The 23,748-nt window shown below is 53.9% G+C and carries 2 protein-coding genes; both read left to right on the top strand.

Features of this window, described 5'->3' with window-relative positions:
- The first annotated feature begins 27 nt into the window (after nt 1-27).
- On the top strand, nt 28-7,092 hold the full coding sequence (locus FAZ14_RS07120; protein ID WP_153508297.1) for an SDR family NAD(P)-dependent oxidoreductase: 7,065 nt from the start codon (nt 28-30) through the stop codon (nt 7,090-7,092).
- A complete protein-coding gene (locus FAZ14_RS07115) occupies nt 7,085-23,728 on the top strand; it encodes an SDR family NAD(P)-dependent oxidoreductase (RefSeq protein WP_153508287.1) in 16,644 nt (5,547 codons plus the stop codon). Before FAZ14_RS07120 ends, FAZ14_RS07115 begins: the two co-directional genes overlap by 8 nt.
- Nucleotides 23,729-23,748: the final 20 nt, after the last annotated feature.

The raw sequence follows: 23,748 nt of genomic DNA, 5'->3' as shown, positions 1-23,748 counted from the left end.
AACCGGATAACGGTGGCAGATAAGGCAATGGGAGGCTTTAAGGTGACGAAGCAACATAACGACAATAAAGATGCCACGGTATTAACGGATATACAGGGCGATGTAGGTAGCAACATTTCCTGGCCTGATTGTCTTTCTTCGATGCATAAAAAAGAGGCCGTCGCCATTATCGGCGTGGGGGGCTTTTTCCCAGGGTCGGATTCTATCGAAGATTTTTGCCAGAAACTTGATCAACAGGAGTCTTTGTTTTCTCTCGTGCCGGGGAATCATTTTCCCGGGCCGGAGATGCAAAACAGGTATGGGGCATTTCTGAATGATATCGCCGGATTCGATGCTGATCTGTTCAATATAGGTCCGATGGAAGCCGAGTATATGGACCCCAGAACCCGCCTGCTTTTGATGTCCGCCTGGCACACGTTGGAGGATGCGTGTTATCTGCCCCAGCAGTTACGAGAGGCGAAAGTCGATGTTTATATTGCCTCGGAAGGTGCGGCTTATACGCCTTTTCTCGCCAAAGCTGCGCTGACGAGTTATTCCATATTGGGCATGATGTCCTGGTCTTTGCCAAATTACCTCTCCCATGCTTTTCGCTTCAACGGTAAAAGCCTCTATATCGATACCGCCTGTTCCGGTGCCAGCGTTGCGTTGCATCAGGCGAAAGAAGGGCTGTTGCGTGGAGAGGCTGATTATGCGCTGGTTGGTGCTGCCAATCTTTTATTCGGCGATGCTTTGGCCGGATCGTATCTGGGGCAGGAGTCGTTAGGCATTCTCGGAGGCGCAACGGTCTGTTCCCCTTTTCAGGCCGATGCTAAAGGTTTCCTGCCTGCGGAGGCGACGGTAACGGTGTTGCTCAAACGCCTATCGCAGGCTATTGCCGATCGGGACAACATTCATGGCGTGATTTTAGGCTCGGATGTAAACCATACCGGGGGCTATGGCAGCCTGACGATGCCTTCGGCGGAATCACAGGCGAGTGTAATTGTTAATGCCTACCGCCAGGCTGGCATTGATGCAGACACTGTTACCTATGTGGAAGCTCACGGCGCGTCATCACTTCTGGCCGATGCCGAAGAAATTAAAGGGTTCAAACGTGCCGATGCGCAGCTAAACGCGGGTATGGCAGCGTCAACGGGCAGCCCGTGTAAAATCAGTACGCTCAAGCCTAACATGGGCCATGCCAATTCGGCTTCCGGGATGGTTTCGCTGGTTCGCGTATTGCATGCGTTTAAAACGCGGAAAAAGCCAGGAATCAAAGATTTTTCAGCCTGTAGCGGCAAAATCAGCCTCGAAGGTTCACGCTTTTATATCAATGACATGACAGAAGCGTGGCCGCCTCTGCTGGATGATAGCGGCAGAGAAATTCCCCGCAGAGCCGCGATGAATAACTTTGGCGCCGGTGGTGTTAACGCCCATCTGCTGCTGGAGGAATATCCTGGTCCCGCCGATCTCCCAGCGCACAGCGACGTTGTCAGTGATGAGATGCCGTCGCAGGGTGATGTGTATTTTCTGGCGCTGTCAACGATGTATGAAGGGCAGTGGCTTCACTATGCGGAATCTATTCTGGCCTTTTTGCAGCAATCCCATGAAATTCATCCTGGAGCATTGGAATATTTCTATCTGACGGCAAGAAACAAGTTTGATCAGCGGGTGGTCTTCCGTTACACCAGTATCGACAATTTACAGGAGAAGCTAACCCAGTTTATTGCCGCCAATGGGCAGAAGTCTTATTACCTGAAAACCGGACAGCACGATGAAAATAAGGCGCTGGATATCTTTACCCGCCATGACCGGTTGTCTGACTTGCTGAAAACGCTGAACTGGGAGAGTGACAAACGTTTTCTGATGGAGCTTTGGGTCAGAGGCGTTGATTTCCCGCTGACCCAGATCTTCGGTACCCCTGGTTTTAGGAAGATCTCTCTGCCTCGGTATCCTTTCCATCTTGAGCACTACTGGAGTCAGGCCGAGACCGCCGCGATATCGCCCCCGGACTCTCGTGGATATCGGATGCTGCAAGCGATACACCCGCTTGTGCAGCAAAATACGTCAGATTTCTCTACCCAGCGTTACAGCAGTTTTTTTACCGGGCACGAATTTTTCCTGGCTGATCATGTTGTTAAAGGACAGAAAGTTCTGCCGGGGGTGGCCTATCTGGAATTAGCAAGAGCCGCAATCACTGATGCTGCAGGTGATGCCAGCCAAATAGCGCTGAAAAATATCAGTTGGGTGAGGCCGATGAGCGTTCAGGCAGCGGGCTTGAACGTGTCTATCGAGCTGTATCCTGAAGATAACGGCCACATCAGTTTTGAGATCTACAGCGAGGATTCTGCTGTTGTCGGGGCCGACAGAATCACACATTGTCGGGGGCAGGCCCACGTGACATCGTTGCCCGATGACGGGGAGCCGCTTCCTACTCCGGTAACGCCATCACCGGTCGACATCCGCGCTTTGCAGGCCCAGTGTACCGCCCGAACGCTGGACAGTACGGCATGTTATCGCGCCTACACGGCGATGGGCATCCTTCACGGCCCGGCTTATCAGGGCGTGGTATCGATTGAAGAGGGCGATATTCAAGCTATTGCCAGAATTGAATTACCCGCGAGTGTGGCGGAGACCCGCAGTCAGTATTTTCTGCACCCGAGCCTGTTGGATTCGGCATTACAGATAGCGGCCGGTTTGCTGGTGGACGTTGATCATCCTGAATTTGCCTTGCCGTTTGCGTTGGAAAGCCTGGAAATGTTCCCCCGTGATACCGCCGCCGCGTTACCCGCGACCCTTTGGGTATGGGCGCGGTTTAAAGCTGGGTCATCTAAAGCCGACAGAGTCAGAAAAATGAATTATGACTTGTGTGATGAGGCAGGCAATGTCTGGGTTAGACTCAGTGGTTTTTCGTCCAGAGTGGTGGACGATGCGTCTGCTGGAGCCATGAAGTCGGCTGTTTCAGTCAGACCGATGGCTGAAACCGAGGGGGAAACGGAGGGGAAAACTATGCTAGCGGCCCCCGAAACGCATGAACCTGCCGCCAACACTGATAACCCAATGGCGACGTCGGTTCCGACGGCAAGTACAGCAAAAGAGAGACTGCGGGAAAAGCTGATCCCTCTGATGCAAAAATCACTGGCAAGGTTACGCAAGCTGGGGCCAGGGCAGATCGATCTGAATACTGAACTGTCTCAGTTTGGTCTGGATTCTATTCTGCTGACTGAGTTTAGCAACCAGTTAAATCGCCAATACCACTTGTCACTGACGCCGACGGTGTTTTTTGAATATCCAACGCTCGGCGAGTTTGTTAATTATCTGGCAGAAACACATTTTGCAGCGTTCTCAGACTCGTTTCCTGAGCAGGAATCATCCGTGCCGTCGGCGTTACCCGAGTCTGCGGAGTCAGCCGTGGCCGGAGAGCCGCAAACACAAGCAGCGATAAGCGACGTCCCCTTAAACGATGCACCGCCCCAGCACCACACGCTCCGATCAGCGGGGCGTTTGAATCAGGCCGTTTCCCGGCAACCCTCTGATAAAAAACCCCTGGCGATAGAGTCAACGCCTCATGAGAGTGAGCCGATTGCGATCGTGGGAATGAGCGGCCGCTTCCCGATGGCCCGGGATCTGGACGCCTTTTGGGACAATCTGGTCAGCGGAAAAGATTGTATTCAGGAGATCCCGAAACAACGCTGGGACTGGCAGGCGCTGTATGGCGATCCGGTTCGTGAAGTGAATAAATCCAATGTGAAATGGGGAGGGTTCATTGAAGGTATTGATGAATTTGATCCCCTGTTTTTTGGTATTTCGCCGAAAGAAGCGGAGTTGATGGACCCCCAGCAACGATTATTGATGACTTACATCTGGAGCGCCATTGAAGATGCGGGTTACAGCGCCGGTGAGATAGCCGGTACTGACACGGCGATTTTCGTGGGAACCGGCATGAGTGGCTACGGTAGCCTTATCTCAGAAGCCCGGCGTCCGATAGAAGGGTATTCGCTGACGGGGATCGTTCCCTCGGTTGGGCCGAACCGGATGAGCTTTTTCCTGAATATTCACGGCCCCAGTGAACCGGTAGAAACGGCCTGCTCTTCATCACTGATTGCGATTCATCGTGCCGTGCAGTCTATCGGCGCGGGTGAATGTGAACAAGCCATTGTCGGCGGCGTGAGCACGCTGGTGACCCCCGATGGCTATATCAGCTTCAGTAAAGCGGGAATGCTGTGTCAGGATGGCCGTTGCAAGACGTTCTCCAGTGCGGCCAACGGTTATGTGCGGGGAGAAGGGGTCGGTATGCTCTTTCTGCGTAAGCTCAGTGTTGCTGAAGCGGCGGGAGATCATATTTATGGTGTGATTCGGGCCAGCGCTGAAAATCATGGTGGCCGGGCCAACTCATTAACGGCACCGAATCCGAAAGCGCAAACGGCATTGCTAAAGCGCGCTTACACCAAAGCAGGGATCGACCCGCGCAGTGTCGGGTACATTGAGGCTCACGGTACGGGGACGCCGCTTGGTGACCCGATAGAAATTGATGGGCTGAAAAGCGCCTTTCAGGCGCTCTATCGCCAGACGCCAGCCACAACCGATCTGGGAAACAAGTCACAACACTGCGGTCTGGGTTCGGTGAAGACGAATATCGGTCACCTGGAAATGTCTGCCGGTGTTGCCGGCGTGATCAAGGTGTTATTGCAATTTCAGCATAAAACCTTGGTGAAAAGTTTACACGCTGAACAGCTTAATCCTTATATCAAGCTGGACGATTCTCCTTTTTATGTGGTGCAGGAGAACAGGCCCTGGGTGGCACCGGTGGATGTGCAGGGACAGGTGTTGCCTCGCCGGGCTGGGGTCAGTTCTTTCGGTTTTGGTGGGGTCAACGCGCATATCGTGCTGGAAGAGTATACCGGGGGGAATGCGCGGTCCGATGCCGGTCTGAGGACAGGCAAGCCGGAACCCGCCATGGTCATACTCTCGGCAAAAAGCACCGAGCGCCTCACGGCGGCAGCGCGGAATCTTCTCACCCGGATTACGGCAGAAAACAAACCACAGCCGGAACTGGGCGAGCTGGCCTATACCCTACAAGTTGGGCGGGACGCGATGGAACAGCGCTTGGGGATCCTTGCCTCTTCTATTGATGAACTGGCTGAAAAACTGAGAGCGTTCGTGGCCGGAGAAGATGCCATTGACGATGTGTATCTCGGCAATGTCAGGCAGAATAAAGAGATGCTGGCCATGTTCGCCACAGATGAAGACATGGCGGCCACGTTTGAGCTTTGGTTCCAGAAGCGTAAGTACGCCAGGCTCCTGGAGCTATGGGTCAGAGGGATGCCGGTCGACTGGTACCGGTTATATCCACAGCAGCGCCCTAAACGGATAAGCTTACCGACGTATCCATTCGCCACTGACCGATACTGGATCGACAACGTTCGTCATGCGGCGATGGCGTGTCATGTGGCAATGGGTGTGCCGCCGCATCCCTCTGCCTTGCCGACAGATGCAACGCGCACCCCGCCGATACACTCGGCGGAGCGACATCTCCCGGCAGTTAGGGAGAAAACCAGGCCAGATGCTTATTTCAGCTATGCCGCGCTATGGGAGCCTGATGAAAATCCTCCTGTCAGCCGCAGTGCAACGCGAATGGCGGATACGGTTCTGGTTGTTGGGAACTTGCAGGAAACGGAATTGGAAAAGGCGTTAGTCGGTAAACTGACCGGTCAGGTCAACCGTCTGCTGCGTTTTTCACTGGGAAGCGATGCCGGGCGGAAAACGCACCCGATCGGGCCGAATCACTGGGCGTGTGATATTCAGGATGAAAACGCGATCGGCTACTGTCTGAATGAGATCGGTGCCATACAGCAGGTGTTTTTTATTGCGGGTAGCGATGCCACCCAGGAGCTGGTCGATGCAGAGGCGATCACGGCCAGTCTGAAACAAAACGAACTGCAACTGCTGCGTCTGGTGAAATCGCTACAACAAGGGGTAGCGAAAGATGCAACGATCGATCTGACCGTGATCACGCAGGATAACCACCCATTGTCTGCACGGGAGATTCGTTATCACGGTGCGGGGGTAAGTGGCCTGGCTTATTCCATTGCCCAAGGGGATCACCGTTTCAGGGTCAGAAATCTGGATGTATCCCGACGCGATCTGCACACCCCAGCGCGGCGGGAAAAACTGTTGCAGCAGATAGTCAACGAAGTGGTCCGCGAACGGGGCGAACAGATTCGGCTGCTTTCTGGACGCCGCTACCGACAAACCTTCTTCCGTGTGGATCCCCGCAGTTTCAGTGATGAGAGTGGCATCAAGCATGGGGGTGTCTACCTGATTCTGGGAGGCAGCGGAACGGTGGGGAGTGTGGTAACCCGGCAGTTGCTGCAACATTATCAGGCAAACGTGATTTGGCTGGGACGCCAGCCTGAGTCCAGTCCCGCGGTTCAGAACCAACTGGACGCGATGGAAGCCATCGGTATCCGGCCTGATTATCTTCAGGCGGATGCGACGGATCTGGCCTCTCTGCAGGCGGCGGTAGTCCAGATCAAGCGGAAATATTCCCGCATCAATGGCGCGATATTCGCCGGTCTGGTCTTTGATACCGAGAACACCATTAGCCAGACCACGGAAGAGACGTTCTGGCAGATACTTCAGGTCAAAGCATCAGGAAGTCTCAATTTCTACCAGGCACTCCGGCACGAAGCGCTGGATTTTCTGGTCTATTTCTCTTCCTGTCAGGCTTTCTCTTTCTCCGGTGCGGCGACGCTGTCAGCTTATGCCGCCGGGATTACGTTCTCCGACACCTTGGTGCGTGCTTTACAGCATCGTGCCGATTTTCCCGTCGGGATCATCAACTGGGGATTCTGGCAGGCATCTCTTGCCGGGTTACCCGCCAGCCAGAGTATCTTTGCCCTGAGCGATGCGGATGGTTTTGCCTGTTTTGAACGTTTTGCCACGCTGTTGCAGCAGGGACGCCTGGCGCAGTTGGTGTGCCTGAATGCGTCTGTTCCGGTACAGCAATTGATGAACCTGCATCCGCATGAGTCCGTTCTGTTGAGTCATCAACGTCAACTGTCATCCACTCACTCTTCATCTGATAAACACAGCAGGAGGCTGATCAATGAATAATATCGCTGACAATCAATGGGATGAAGAGGCTGACGCGTTGCTGCAGTCCCATCACCCTCATGCAATTAATCAATGGTTAATTCAACTGCTGTATGTCCAGCTTGACGGGCTTGGTGTTTTTTCATCGTCGTCGAATCCTCTCGATTTTTCTACGCTTGCCGCCCGTTTGGGGCTTGATCCTCAGTTCCAGCCCTGGTGGCAGGAGTCGATGACGCTGTTACTTGAGGCTGGATGGTTAGCCCGGCAGGGAGAAACGCTGGTTCGTCGGCAGCCGTTAGCGGAGCAACCGGAGGCGATATGGCAGGCGTGGGATGATTATCGTGGCGGTTATCGCCATGATCATGCCCGCATGACCCAGATGAATCTTGTCGATACCTGCTTGCGCAATTTGCCTCGCATTCTGACCGGACAGGTGCAGGCGACGGAAGTGTTGTTCCCCAATGCGTCGATGGAGAAAGTGGAAGGGATTTATAAAAACAATCCGGTCTCTGATTTCTTTAATCGGGTATTGACGAAAACCGTGGGCGACTACGTGAATGAGGCGCTGCGGTTTGATCACGACGCGCAGTTGCGTCTGGTGGAAATCGGTGCCGGTACCGGTGGCACAACGGCCATGGTTTTGCCCGCGTTGATGCAATACCGCCACAATATTCAGGCATATCTGTATACGGATCTCTCCCAGGCATTTTTGATGCATGCCCGCAGGCACTATGGGCCGGATTGCCCGTTTCTCGACTATGCATTGTGGGATATTGAACAACCTCTGGCGACACAGCCTATTCCTCAGGGCTGTTTTGACGTGGCGATTGCGACCAATGTATTACACGCCACCAAGGATATCCGGGCCACGCTGCGGCATTGCAAAGCCGCCTTGCGCCGCGGGGGAATGGTGGTGATTAATGAGCTTAGCGATAAGTCTGTGTTTACCCATTTGACGTTCGGGTTGCTCAAAGGGTGGTGGTTACATCAGGATACGGCGTTGCGCATTGCGGGCAGTCCGGCAATTGCGCCTGAAACGTGGCAGGAGATACTCGAAGAAGAAGGGTTCTTTGCGGTTGCGTTTCCGGCGCAAAGAGCCCATGCGCTAGGACAAACCATTATTGTCGCCCTTAGCGACGGGATGATTCGCCAGCAACGGCAACCTGCCGTTCAACCGCTGGCGGCTGAGACTCTGACGGCTGATAAGCCGCACTATTCTCCGGTAGAAGCACAACAACGGGCCATCTCCGACTCCGCCGCTCGTTCATCGGGTACGGCGGCCACACCCGACGCGCCGATAACAGACGCGCAGATTACCGAACGTGTTCACGATGCCGTCGTGTCTGCGTTGGCACAAGCGGTGAATCTTTCAACCGCGCAGATCGATGCGGACGTCGCTTTTTCCGAATACGGAATTGATTCTATTTTGAGTGTTAACTTTATAAATAAAATCAATGAATTGATGGGTGTTCGCCTGAATCCCGCGGTGCTTTATGACTACAGCACCGTCACCTCGCTGAGCGGCCATATTGTTCGGACCGTAGGACACCATGTTCTGGTTGCGCGTGCGCCGGATTCGCTGTCTTCCGGTACGGAACCCCCTTCTGGTGGTGGCGAAATAACGCAGGAATATATAACAACCTGTGTGATCAATGGGCTAGCCAGGACGGTCAATATGCTGCCTGAGCAAATCGATGAACAGGTGGCGTTTTCTCATTTTGGTATTGATTCGATTCTCAGTGTTAACTTCGTCAATCAGGTCAATCAAGCACTGGGGATCAATGTCAATCCAGCGTTGCTCTATGATTATACGACGGTCGAAACGCTGAGTGCGCATATTGCCCTGACTTGCGCCGATCAGATCGGTATTCCTCAGGCTCCATCCTCATCACCACAGCCCTCTCAACCGCGGCCCTCTCAACGACTGTCGCAATCGCCACCGCGGTTGGAAGCTGCACCGCAGCCAGCGGCGGTGTCGTCGTCTGCCGCGCTGTCGGCGTCCATCACTGATCCGGGAACGACACCCGAAGAGAGGCAAACCGAACCGGCTGCCATTGCGGTGATCGGGATGGCAGGGCAATTTCCTGGTGCTGAGGATACCCAGCATTTTTGGGAGAACCTCGTTGCACATCGTTCAGGGATTGAAGAATTACCCAGGCATTATCTGGATCAAGCCAGATATTTTGTTGATACAAATAGTGTTGATACAAATAGTGTTGATACGGACAAGGAAGAAACCACACCGAGCGGAAAGACCTATTGCAAATGGGGGGGGATCGTTAAAAACAGAGACTGCTTCGATGCGACATTTTTCCGGATTACCGATCAGGATGCGTTGTCGATGAGTCCGCATCAGCGGCTGGTATTGCAAGAAAGCTGGAAAGCGCTGGAAGATGCAGGTTATAACCCCAAGGCTCTGGCTGGTAGCAATACCGGGGTGTTTATTGGTGCAGAGCCGTCGAATTACCATCAGGGCTCTTTTGTTGGCTCATCTGAAGCGATTATTGCATCACGCGTGTCTTATTTTCTGGATATGAAAGGTCCGGCGCTGGTGGTGAATACTGGCTGTTCATCTTCTGCGGTGGCGATACATCTGGCCTGTGAAAGTCTGCGCCACCGGGAGACAGATCTGGCGCTGGCCGGTGGTGTCTTCGCGGCTTTGGATGCCGATGCGTTGGCAAGTCTGTCTGGTATCGGCATGTTGTCCCACGGCGCTGAGTGCCCCATTTTTGAGCAGTCGGCTGACGGCATGTTGTTATCTGAAGGGATTGGGATCGTTGCACTGAAACGTCTTGATCAGGCTATTGCCGATGGCGATCCCATCTACGGGGTGATTCGTGCCTCTGGCATTAATCAGGATGGTGCGAGCAACGGTATTACGGCACCGAGTGGAACGGCTCAGCAACAATTACTGGAACAGGTCTACCAGAGCTACCACATCAATCCTGAAGAGATGAGTTACATTGAGGCTCATGCCACCGGCGGTAAATTGGGGGATACCATTGAGGTCAATGCCCTGGCGCGCACATTTAAGGCATTAACCGATAAGCAGCATTATTGTGCTCTGGGCAGTGTGAAGTCTCATATCGGCCATACTTCGGCCGCTTCCGGGGTGATTGGGCTTATCAAAATCTTGTTGTCGATGCGTCATCGTCAGCTACCGGGTTTAAGGCATTATCAGCAGATAAATCCGTTATTTGAGTTGCAAGATTCCGCTTTTTATATTCAAAACACCACGTCCGTGTGGAAAACCGACGCGGGCAGGCCGCGACTGGCCGCCCTGAACTCTTTCGGTCACAGCGGGACCAACGCACATTTGGTCATTGAAGAGTATTTACCGGGTCGGGTACACGCCGCTGAACCGGCTAGCGCAGGCTGGATTATTCCGTTATCGGCAAAAACGACATCGAGTCTGCAAGCACAGATTCAGGCACTGTGCGCCTATCTTGATGATACGGATGGGCAACAGCGTGAGTCAGGCGATGATGCTTTGTCCTTTATGCAATCAATGGCCTATACGTTGCAGGTTGGACGGGAAGCGATGTCGGAACGTTTCTTCCTGATTGTGAAAGATCGCCACGACTTTCTGCAACAGTTACAGTCATGCTGCCGTCAGACGATAGCGACGGATCATTTTTTCGGGCATGCCTCGATGGCGGGAAGAAAACAGCACGCTCTGGCCGCCGATGCCTATCAACACCGCTGTCTACACCAGTTGTCCCGTTCCGAACTGGAGGCGATTGGGCAAGCCTGGCTACAAGGGAAACCGGTTGACTGGAACAGTTTCTATCGGCAACCGCCAGTGCGTATGCATTTACCCGGCTATGTGTTTGCGAAAGATATCTTTCGTGCCCCGGTGCCGACCTCGAAAGTCGGCATGGTTGAAAAAGGCGTTGGTGACGGTGATCGGATTGGCGAAGGCCATTATCCCATCGGCCGTGCGGGGTTATTCACAGAAAATCACCCATGGAGTCAACCTTTTAACCACCATCATCGCATTTTGCATAACCATCAGGCGTTTGGACAATCGCTGCTGCCCGGGCTGGCATATATCGATCTGCTCTTTCAGTTTTTCCATCGACAAGGTATGGATTACCGACAACTGGAAATGCGCAACCTGACGATTCATTACCCCTTTACTATCGGTGATGACTATGGGGTGGATGCACAAATCAGTTGTCAAAAGCAGGCACAAGGGTACTGGCGTCTGAAAGTGGAAGGCAGTGAAGTGTCGGATGATCACTCACGGTCGGGACTGAAGCTGTATATGAGTGCGGAAATGCATCCGGTTGCGGCGTCGATATTTAATGAAACACTGGATGTGGAGGCGTTGAAAAAGACCGCCACCAGTCAGATGAGGTTACAGGACGCATATGCGGAATTTGGTGGGGACGATATCCGTCACCGCGGACCGATGGTCGGCGACGGCGTGATTTATCACCTGCCTTCGGCAAATCTGATTGATATTGCCGTTCCCGATGAGCCACTCGCCGGCGCAGAACACTATCTGTTTCACCCGGTGCTGATTGACGGTAGTGCTATCGGATCCGGGGATCTGTTTCTGGAGCAAAACCAAAAGCAAGACATCTTTTTACCGCTTTATTATGAGTCCTTCCGCGCTTCAGAACCGTTGTCAGGGCGCTGTATTACCCGTGTCAGTCGTGCCTCGCTGAAACAAACCGAGCAACTCTCTTACCTGACGATGGAGTTTTTTAAGCCTGACGGTGAAAAGATTGGTGAATTGAAAAATTTCACCTGTAAGCGTGTACGTGATCCTGCGGCGATCAACGCATCAAGAACCCCGGCAGCGGTGCCGATCCTGGCTGATGAGGCCGTCACGCCGCCAGTCAAACCGGTGGTGTCGATGGAAAAGGCACCTCAGTCTGTGGCGTCAGCGGCTTCGACCAGCCTGACGGGTGAGAATGCGTCGGCATTGGACCGTGTTGAACATACGGTGAAAAAGATACTGGCCGCTACGTTGGCGAAAAGCACCGCAGAGATCGAGAGCGACGTCGGTTATTACGAACTGGGGTTGGATTCGGCGGGGCTGCTGCAAATGGTGCAGTCACTGGAGCGGTCGTTCAAGGTAAAGCTGAATCCGACGTTGCTGTTTGAATATGCCACTGTTGGGGCACTGGCCGAGTATCTGCTGGAACGGTACCCGGAGTCGTTCCGCCCATTTGCCGATATGGCACCTGATGTCGCGACTGTCACCGAGCGGGACAACGCGTCTCAGGCATCGGGTACGTTGCCGGATTTGGGCAATTCAGCCGGTATCAATCGGGCCGATGCTGAGCCGATAAACGCCGGGCAGGCCGCTTCCTATTCATCATCAACCATACAGGCATCATCAACCAGACCGACATCATCAATCCCACCGAATGCCTCGGAAAGCGAAGATATCGCGGTGATCGGGATGGCTGGGCGCTATCCCGGAGCGAAACAGATGACGGAGTTTTGGGAGAACCTCAAAGCCGGTAAGGACTGTGTAACCGAAATTCCTGAATCGAGATGGCAGAAACGCGTGTTGGATGGCATTACGTCGCCTTCTGGCCGACCGATTCCTCAATGGGGGGGATTTATCGAGGATGTCGACTGCTTTGACGCACAGTTTTTCCGGGTTTCGCCCAGAGAAGCGCAGTGGCTAGATCCTCAGGAACGATTATTTCTGGAAACATGCTGGACGGCAATCGAAGATGCGGGCTACACCCCAGAGACATTGGTTGCAGAACAGGGGCCGAACAAACGCCGTGATGTCGGTGTTTTTGTTGGGGTCATGCACAACGATTACGCCTTGATCGCCGCTGAGATAGTCAATCGTGGTCAGGTCGTGCCGCTGTCGATGAATTATGCCCCGATTGCTAACCGGGTCTCTTATTTCTGTGGTTTCCACGGACCTTCTTTTGCCGTCGATACGGTGTGCTCTTCCTCTCTGACCGCGCTACATCTGGCTTTGGAAAGTGTGCGCCGGGGAGAAAGTAAAGTCGCATTAGCCGGCGGGGTGAACCTGTCGTTGCATCCTTATAAGTATATGACTTATGGGTTGGCCGACATGTATTCCACCGATGGCCGCTGCCGCACGTTCGGTGACGGCGGCAATGGCTTTGTCTCTGGCGAAGGTGTGGGGGCCGTGTTGCTCAAACCGCTGTCGCAGGCGATTAAGGATCGGGACAATATTTATGCGGTGATCAAGGGCAGCACCATCAACCACGTCGGGCAGGTGAGCGGAATTACGGTCCCCAGCCCGGTTGCACAGGCTGATTTGATGCTGCGTTGTTACGAAAAAACCGGGATTGATCCCCGCACCATCAGTTATATCGAAGCGCACGGGACAGGCACGGCGCTGGGCGATCCGATCGAAGTTCAGGGGTTGGTGAAAGCCTTCCGGCAGTACACGAAAGACAAACAGTTTTGCGCGATCGGCTCGGTGAAATCGAACATCGGTCATGCGGAGTCGGCGGCCGGCATCAGTGGCTTAAGTAAAGTTATCCTCCAGTTACACCATAAGACACGGGTACCGTCACTGTTGCATTCAGAGCAGGTTAACCCTTATCTGGAACTGGATAATTCACCTTTCTATATTCAGCGTGAAACCCAGCACTGGGAGCAACCGACGGTGGGAGAAGACGGCGAAAAGGTCAATGTCCCACGGCGGGCGGGGATCAGTTCGTTTGGCGCTACCGGATCGAACGCACATGTGATCGTTGAAGAATATCTGCCGCCAGACGTCAGGACATTGGGGAATCGCCAGCAACAGGAGATGCCACTGATTGTTCCGTTATCGGCGAAAACGCAAGAGCGGCTTCAGGTGATGGCCCGAAATCTGGCCGAGTTCCTGGCGACTCATCCGGATATCGATAGCGTTCATCCTGCGGATCTGGCCTTCACGCTGCAAGTCGGACGGCGGGTTCTGGAAGAGCGGGTGGTTTTTGTCGTACAGGATCTCCAGGAGTTACAGAAAAAACTGGTCGCTTTTGCCGAGGATGACGCCTTACCTGAGCGTTGTTGGCGAGGGGTCGGTATCGGTGCGAAGGACAGTAGCCGGGATACCGGGTTTATGTCGGCTGAGGACAGCCGCGTACTGCTTCAGCGTTGGGTAGAACAAAACGCCGTTCACAAGATTGCCCGGTTCTGGGTGGAAGGCTTCCATGTGGACTGGTATCGGCTCTATTTGATAGTAACGCCTCGTCGTATCAGTCTGCCGGGGTATCCGTTCGCCCGGGAGCGGCATTGGATCGAGGCACCGGATGATTTGGGCCGGATCGGCCAGTGTGCATCATCAGGCGAGGCACCGCCCCGAGCGGTATCGACGCAGGAAGAGCATGATGCGCTGATGCTGTTTACCGAGTCCTGGCAGAAGGTGCCTCATCTGGCGGCGTCCCAGCAAGACACTAGGTTTGAGACCGTGATCTGCTTTTTGTCGGAACCGGAAAGCCAGCGTCTACTGCAATCCCAGATGACGGTGCTGGCACCACAGACAGCGGTTGTGTTTGTATCCCGCCACCCGTTGGAAGAGGGGATAAACGGTTTTCATCTGTCGCAAAAAAATACCACGCAGGACAATGTCGAAAGTTATCAGCACTGCTTTGCACAACTGAAGTCGGCTCAGATACAACCCGAACACAGTGCGATTTTATATCTATGGCCGCTGGAGGAACGTGGTCAGATACAAGACTTCGCCGCGCTGCATGATCTGTTGTCTTCTATGGTTGCCGCAGGCATGGCACCAGCACGCTTACTGCTGGCCGGTGCCAGCCACCATTCGCTGGAGCGCGCTTATCTGGAGTCATGGATTGGTATTGAACGTTCTCTGACATCCGTCTTACCTAACACCCAGTGCGCGGTGGCCGTTAGTGTTGCCGCAGGGGGCGGTCTGGTTGGAGGCATACCGGTCTTTACTCAACCGTATATATCCATGCTTTATCAGGAATTGACGGGGCAAAATTTTGAAAGCGTCTGCTATGAAGGCGCAGAGCGATACGTCCTGAATGTTCAGCCCAGTCCGGTTGTGCTGAGCGGCACTGCGGTGGCAGAGGCGGGGATTAAACAAGGTGGAACCTACCTGATCACCGGGGGATTCGGTGGGCTGGGATTCATTTTTGCCCGATATCTGGCACAGCACTATTCCGCCAGACTGATACTGACCGGGCGTTCAGCCATGAATGCAGACCGTCAAGCGATGGCCGATGAGCTGACCCAATTGGGGGGACAGGTACACTATATCCAGGCCGATGTTTGTGATGTCGGCACCATGCGTTTCAATCTGGTACAGGCCAGACAGTTGATGGGGCCGATCCTCGGGGTTATCCACGCCGCCGGGTTGGAGGCCGGTGAGCCTGTATTTGAGAAGTCCCGTCAGGCGTTCAACGATATTCTTCGGCCAAAAGTGGAAGGGACACAATTATTAGACGAACTGCTGGCGCAGGATCCGTTGGATTTTGTCTGTTATTTTTCCTCCAGCGCCGCGTTCTTAGGCGATTTTGGCTCTTGTGATTACGCGATGGGGAACCGTTTCCAGATGGGGTATGGCAAACATCGGATGGCGCAGGTTCAACAGGGCAAACTTCGCGGTAAGACGCTGATTATTAACTGGCCTTTCTGGAAAGAAGGGAAAATGGGGGCCAAGGACAGGGAGAGCGCCGAATTTTATCTCCGCTCCAGTGGTCAACGCGCCCTTGAAAGCGAAGAAGGGGTGCGGGTCTTTGAGCAACTGCTGCGGCAAAGCGAAGGCCAGCATTTGGTGATGGTCGGAAAACCCAGTCGTGTTGCTCGGTTTCTGAGGCTGAAAGAACAACCGGTAGCTGGATGGAGCGAACATCATCCAGTCAGTGGTCACGGTGATGCCAGCAATCAAGAAACGACCCGTGACGCGGCACAAACACACCGTCACGTGACGGCGTTGCGTGCCGGAGGCGATATGGCGCGGTTGTCCGGGGATGTGACAGACATGCGCACTACGGTGAGTGATGTGCTGAAAACGCAGATTAGCCGGTTGCTGGGGACGCCGATTGACCGAATCGGGTTGAACAGCAGTTTTGCTGATTTTGGTTTTGATTCGATCACGCTGGCATCCTTTTCCCGCGAGTTGAGTCAGTATTTTGATGTTGACATCACGCCTGCTGTGCTCTTCGGTCACTCATCGGTTAAACGGTTGACGGAATATTTTTGTCGTGAGCATGCTCAGGCTTTACAGGCGCTATTTGCGCGTCAGGCATCGCCGGAAACGGGCTCCGTCAACATGTCTCCGCTAGCTGATAGCGTTCATCTGACTGTCGAGCGGGAAGACGTAAATCCAACGTCGGGTCACGAGCCCCGGCAGATGCAGACAACCACGGAGAATCATCAGTCGGCTCTTGCTGCGGCAACCAACACGACGGCTTCTGACGTCATGGATGAGCCGATTGCCGTGATTGGGATGAGCGGGCGTTTTCCGCAGGCGGATACTATTGATGCGTTCTGGGAAAAGCTGATCCAGGGAGAGAGTTGTATTGGTGAGATGTCAGGGCCGCGCTGGGACTGGCAGTCTGTCGCCAATAACCTGCCATCTGGATCGTCAGAAGGTCGGGATAAGCATGAAGCGCTTCCGCAATGGGGCGCTTTCATGACGGATATCATGCAGTTTGACGCCGCCTTTTTTGATATTGCGCCAAAAGAAGCGATGGACATGGACCCCAGGCAGCGGATCTTCCTGCAGGAAGCCTGGCACGCCTTTGAGGATGCCGGTTATATGGGGCAACGCATCCGGGGAATGTCCTGTGGTGTATATGTCGGCGCGGAAGAGAGCGATTATGGGGCTATTGTCGGCGATCAGGGGTCGATAAACGGTAATCAAAATGCAACCCTGGCTGCGCGTATTTCTTATGCGCTGGATCTAAAAGGCCCGAATATGGCGCTCACAGCCGCTTGTGCATCAGGGTTGGTGGCTGTTCATCAGGCGTGCCTGGCGCTGCGGCAGGGGGACTGTGAGATGGCGCTGGCCGGGGGCATCAATCTGTTGATGACGCCGTGGGTGTATCAGAGTATGAGCCGGACGGGAATGCTTTCCCCCGACGGCAATGCAAGCGTGTTTGATCAACGGGCAAACGGGCTGGTTCCAGGGGAAGCCGTCGCTGTGGTCTTACTCAAACCGTTGTCAAAAGCCAAAGCCGATGGCGATCGAATCTATGGCTGCATTAAAGCCAGCGGGGTGAACTACGACGGAAAGACCAACGGTATCACAGCACCGAACCCTGTTCGTCAGGCGGAACTGCTGAAAAACGTCTATGACCGATACCGAATTAACCCGGGAGATATTCAATATGTGATCTCTCACAGCACCGGCTCTCAGTTGGGTGACCCGATTGAGGTTCAGGCGCTCACCGATGCCTTTGCCGGGCGATGCAGCGATGCGCATCGCTGTGTGTTAGGCTCGATTAAACCCGTAATCGGGCATACGTTTGCCGCTTCCGGCGTTGTGAGTCTTGTGGCCATGCTCAAGGCGATGGCTCAACAGACGATTCCGGCGACTCATGGATTTGATACCTGTAACCGCTACATTAAATTAGAGCAGACTCCCTTTACGATTCACCAGCAGAATCACCCCTGGTTGCGGCGAGGCACGCAGCCCAGGCTTGGTGCAGTCAGCGCGACGGGGATCAGCGGCACCAACGCTCATGTGGTGATTGAAGAATATATTGCCGACGACTCCGACGCGTTGAAGGGCGCAGATATTCATGCGCTACAAGGGCGCGTTTTGCGTCCGTCGGGCATCGCCACCCGCCCGGCGATCGTTCCTCTTTCGGCGAAAACGACTGCCGCGCTGCAAGCCTATGCTCAGGCATTTGTGCAGTTCCTGCAACGTCACCCGGCAACGCGGCTTGATCAACTGGCCTATAGCCTGCAAACCGGGCGAGATGCGATGACAAAACGCGTCGCTTTTGTGGTGTCTGATATTACGGAATTGCGTGAACAATTAGCGTGGTTTGTTCGCGGCGAGATTGCGCCCGGCGCTTATTATCATCATGGCGGACAACGCCATGATGAGGGTACCGGGTGGGCAACAGAGCATGAATGGGATGATGGGAACTCTCCGGTACAGCTTGCCCAGATTCAGGGATGGATAGCTACAGGACAATGGCAGGAGCTGGCGGATGCATGGGTTAATGGCGTCAATGTGGAGTGGTTTGATTTATACCGTGAGACATTCTCGCTGCAACAGACAGTACCGCAACGGATAAGTCTGCCGGTCTACCCGTTTCAGGGCAAACGCTACTGGGCCCATCTTCCCCCTGCCGAGGTCACCACGCAGACCCAGTCTACGGGTAGCGGTGAGAAACAGGTGATGATACCGGGCGATGCTGCGATGAATACAGGCGGCACATCACCGCTTGATGCTATCACCCGTCAGGTTCGCGCTTTACTGGTGCAAACGCTCTATTTTGAAGAGAGCGAAATCGAGAACCATCAACTGTTTACCGAGTTGGGGCTTAATTCAATCAATGCGGTTGGCTTTATTGAAGCCGTGAACCAGGCGTTTGCGGCTGGGTTGACGATCAAAGCCATTTTTGACTACCCAAGCATTGATGCGCTGTCTTTATATCTTGGCAACCTGTTGCCGCCCCCGCCGCACGACCAGCAGGCAAACGCAGTGGCGGCATCGGTGATCGCCCACGATGCGGTCGAGAAACAAGGGGCTGATTATCCGCAGGAGATGTCCAATAAAAAAACAGCCGGACTAAGTGCGTGGTTGAGACGGTATCCAGAGTGTATTCCTCTTAGCAAATCACTACGGGACAGGCACATCAACGAGGTGTCCGCGCCCGAATGTTCACGGTTCTGGATTCATCCGCTCACCGGCTCGACGGGGGTGTATCTGAAGATTGCCGAAAATCTGGCAGACGACTACGCCATCTGGGGCATTCAGTCGCGCGGATTTCTTACCCGGTTCCCGCCGCTCGACAGCATCGAAAGCATGGCGCGTTACTATATTGACATCATGCGAGCCAGTAATGCGACCGGGCCATACGAACTGGCGGGGTATTCAATGGGTGGCATCATCGCCTATGAAATGGCCCGGCAGTTGCAACTGGCAGGGCTCAGGGTGTCGAGTCTGATTCTGCTGGAACCGCCGTTTCCGCAGCCGGATAACCATCACGTGTCATCACCGTTTTATTATCGAGATGCATTACTGATGAGTGCGAACTTCTTTTTGCACTACAGCATGAGTGACGTGCTGGCATCAGGTCAGATAGCGTTTGAAACGATTGCCTACACCGAACAGGAATTAAGGCGCGTTGATGCAGATAAACAGGTGACATGGCTGGCTGAAGGGTGCCTGAAAAAAGGCGTGAAGCAGCCGTTGTCGGTTGTGAAGGAAAAAATTGAGAATATGGCTCAAATCCTTAAACACAACCGCGACGCGATGGCAGCCTATTCGGTGGAGGCGTTACCGAATGCCCTGGATATTGATCTGCACTACATGACGATTACACCGTCATACGGTGACCGGCCAGAGAACTACAATACGTTGTCGGCGCTGGCTGAAAATAATCGCCATGTGCTGGGTGAAGAGTTGACGCACGATGAAAGCCATTGTCAGCGGTGGCTACACTATTTACCGGGGGTTCAGGTACTTCGCACCCACGCCAGGGATCATTTTCATCTCTTATCGGAACGCGAGAGTGTTGACATGATTTCGGCACGCTGTCGGGCAGTGTATCGGGGCCGATCCACGGGGCAAACCACACCGAATGAAAGCGTAAAGCGGGCCGTGAAGCCGCGTGGGGAAGGCCGGGAGCCTATCGCGATTATCGGCATGTCCGGGCAGTTTCCCGGGGCGAAAAATCCCGATGACTTCTGGCATCTGCTCGAACAAGGCCAATCGGCGTTTACGCCACCGCCGGAGAGTCGCGGCTGGTCCATTAGCCCGGAAAATGAGGGTGAGTATGCTGGCTATGGCGGTTTTCTCTCGGATGTCGAACACTTCGACCCGCTGTTTTTTCAGATATCGCCGCACGAAGCAGCAATGTTAGATCCCTGTGAACGTTTGTTTTTACAGGAAAGCTGGAAAGCCATTGAAGATGCAGGGATGATTCCAGAAACGTTGTCCGGCAAACGTTGGGGGGTTTTCTGTGGTAGCGGGGGAGACTATTCGCTGCGTTTTGCTCAGGGAGAACATTTTGCGCCGAATATTACCTTGTCTCAGGTACCTGGGCGAGTCTCTTACAGCCTCAACCTGAAAGGGCCTTGTCTGACGGTCGAGGCAGGGTGTGCTTCTTCGCTGTTGGCCGTCGCTCAGGCTTGTGATCACCTGGTGTTGGGCCAGTGTGAGGTGGCGATTGCCGGTGGTGCCCTGATCTATTCCACGCCGAATATGTTGCTCAGTTCTTCCCGTCTTGGGCTGTTGTCTTCGGCTGACCGTGGTTGTGCATTTTCAGCACAGGCTACGGGCATGATGCCCGGAGAATCTGTTGGCGTTGTGATTCTCAAACCGTTGCAGCAGGCACTGGCAGATGGCGACAGAATTCATGGGGTGATTGAAGCCTGGGGCAGCAATCACAACGGGAAAACCAATGGGATTATGGCACCGAGCACCAGTGCGCAGGAAGCGCTATTATCTGATATATATCAACGGTTTGATGTTAATCCGGCGCGTATCACTCTGGTTGAGGCTCATGCGGCCGGGATGCCTGCGGCAGACGCCGCAGAAATTAGCGCGTTGACCAACGTCTTTCGGCAGCATGGCGGGGAGATTTCATCTGACGGGCAGCCATACTGTGCTCTGGGGAGTGTTGAGAACAACATCGGCCATGCTTTCCACAGCGCGGGGATGAATCATCTCTTCAAAGTGCTGTTAGCGCTCAGGCATCGGGCCATTCCCGGAACGCCGAATACGCAAGACCGGGACGCTTTGCTACCGCTGGAACACAGTCCATTTTATATCAATGCGAAAACGGTACCCTGGACGGTGGATCCCGGACAGGTGCGGCGTGCTGCGATTAGCTCGTTAGGGGCGACGGGGATCAATGTTCACCTTGTTGTCGCTGAACCTCACCCAAACGGGGAAGGGCGGGAATGGTCGCCAGACAATCTCTCTGCGAGTCCATTATCGCTACAAGGAGCATCACCGGCGCACGGCGGTAAACAGCCGGTGTGTATTGTGCTGTCTGGAAAGAGTGACAACGCTTTGCTGCAACGCTGCCGGGATCTGCAAGATGTTGTGCGGGCTCAGCAAGGGGTGGATCTGAAACAACTGTCAGCAAACCTATTGTTGCGTCGTAGTCATTTCTCATATCGGTGTGCCTGCGTGGTTTCTGACGTCAGGGCATTGTACGATTTTCTGGACTGGGTAATAACCGGGGCGGCATTGACTCCGGCGGACAACGGTTATCGGGGCAAAGTCAGTTCAGGCCATCAGTCATTAGCCGGGAATGAAGCATCGTCTGCGGTTGCCCACGTGCGTCAGGCGATTCACGCGCCGACAGACCGTGATAATCTGTTGGCTCTGGCCCGGTTATATGTCAATGGTGTCGACTTCTTCTCTCCTGACTTCAATGCGGAAATCCGTATGGAGCAGGCTTATTCTGCGGCGGAAAAATTCCCGTTATCGCTGCCGGGATATCCTTTTGACAAACGTTTGTGCTGGGCCGGAGCTATCCGGGAGGAACCTGTCGGGGCGTTACGCCGAGAGGCAACCGACCTCCAAACGACGCAACAGACAGAATCACAACAGACAGCACCACAACACATCGCGCAACAACTGACCGGTATGCTGGCGGAACTGGCCGGTTTGTCTGTCGCTGAAATTGATCTGGATGAACCGGTAACCCGCTACGGTATCGACTCATTGTTGGGACTCCGTCTGTTAAACCGGATCAATGCCACTTTTGCGACTGAGTTTGATGCCTATTTGCTGACGAAGGCATCGCTTCGGTTGATTGCCGGGGAGATTGCCCATCGTCCACGCAATTCCGCTCACGATCCCTCGCGCTCTACGTATTATCCGTCTGCCTCCGCGTCGGCGCGCGTTTCCCTCAAGGATAGGTCGGAGAATTGCCCGACATTTATTCAGTCGGTCTCACTGGCCTTATCTTTGGCGGCAGTGCCTGTAGCCGATATGACGTTGGGCCGTACTGAATTAAGCCTGCTGTTAGCGCAGGGAATCGGTGTCTGGAAAGACGCGACAGGTCTTCGTTTTGAGTTCTACCGAAACGCCCGGCGTGCCGGGGATCGGCTTGATCGTGTGAACCGTCCTGATTGCTTATGGTCGTGTTTAGAGACCGGGGTTCGCTACTATCCGGTCAGCCACATTCAGGCATTTATTCTGCATGAGAGCGAGGTGAAAAAGCGCTCTACCTTTAATATCGGTCAGGGTTTTTGGATAGATATGCCGGTTGACCTGTCATTGCTGAATCAGGCGTTGAACGATATGGTCCGCCATCACGCCATTCTAAGAACCGGTGCTGAACGTGTGGGTCAACAATGGGCTCAGGTTGTTCACGATGCCTTAACGCTGGAATGCAGGGAAGTCTGTTGGCCTTATATTTCTGATAGAGAAACGTTTGAACAGACATTCGCCGGCTTGCAGAAATCGGTCAATACGACGTTGTTCCAGGCGGATCGGATGCCGATGTTTGAGCTGTATCTTGCCCATAATGGTGCCGATCTGGGCGCGGTTTACTTTGTTACGCACCATTTCCATGCTGATGGTTTTACCTTGTTCATGTTCCTGCAAGAGCTCTGTCATCGCTATGATGCACTGCGCAGCGGCATCGATTTTTATTGCCCCAAACCGTTGGCTGAATATGCACATTTTGCGTTGAGTCAGTTCGGGGAACATAAGGAGACAGCGACCCGGTATTGGTTGAGCAAGTTACATGGCAAACGGGCGTCTTTTACGCTGCAGGATAAACACATCGCACGGAGCAGCAGCCCGGATGAACAGTACGGGAAGCTGGAAAAAGCGGGTACCTATTCTCTGGATATCTCCGATGAGAGGCTTGAACGGTTGCAGTCATCAAATCGTCGCCAAAATACCACGCTCACACAACTCGTCACCTGTGCTCTGGCGACGTTAATGTATCGGATCACCGGAGAAAATATGCCGATCCAGATGGCGTATAACCTCAGGGATCGATATGAATTTGAATCGGTTTACGGTGACTTCTCTTCGTCGGTTCCGCTGGTGCTAACGCTGCAACCTCACTTCAGCCTGCGGCACGTGTGGCGTGTGTATGACGAAGCACTGTTGCAAGTGCAGCAATATAAGCACTTTGATTTTGTTGCACTGCATCAACAACTCGCCCCTGAAGGGGGGGATGCTCACGACCACACCCTGTTGGGCAGCCTTGCTGTTGATAGCAATGACCGGGATACCTTTGTCGACGTGACGACTTTCGCTCAAAGATTGCTGCCTATGTCTCTGGACGAAAGGGAACCCGTCGCACCACTGTGGGTAGGTTTGCTGAAAACTCACGGAAAGCTGAGCCTGCCGTTTATCTATGACCGTCGTCATTTTTCACCGGATCTGATCTCACGGCTTGTCGACCACGTGCTGGTCTTACTGGACATGATGGTGGAACAGCCAGAGTTGAAAGTGGAGGATATTCCTGTCCCGATAATGCTGGCAGAACGTTTGTTGCCAGAAGATATATCGGCCTTGACGGTCTTAGATGTTTAACGTTCGAGAGTCTTGAGGAA

This window comes from Dickeya oryzae (assembly GCF_009372235.1).
Lineage (GTDB): Bacteria > Pseudomonadota > Gammaproteobacteria > Enterobacterales > Enterobacteriaceae > Dickeya > Dickeya oryzae.
This window is presented reverse-complemented; position numbering and strand designations above follow the sequence as displayed.

Coding starts and splice junctions, on each gene's coding strand:
- FAZ14_RS07115 (WP_153508287.1), top strand. CDS start 7,085: ATGAATAATATCGCTGACAATCAATGGGATGAAGAGGCTGACGCGTTG.
- FAZ14_RS07120 (WP_153508297.1), top strand. CDS start 28: ATGGGAGGCTTTAAGGTGACGAAGCAACATAACGACAATAAAGATGCC.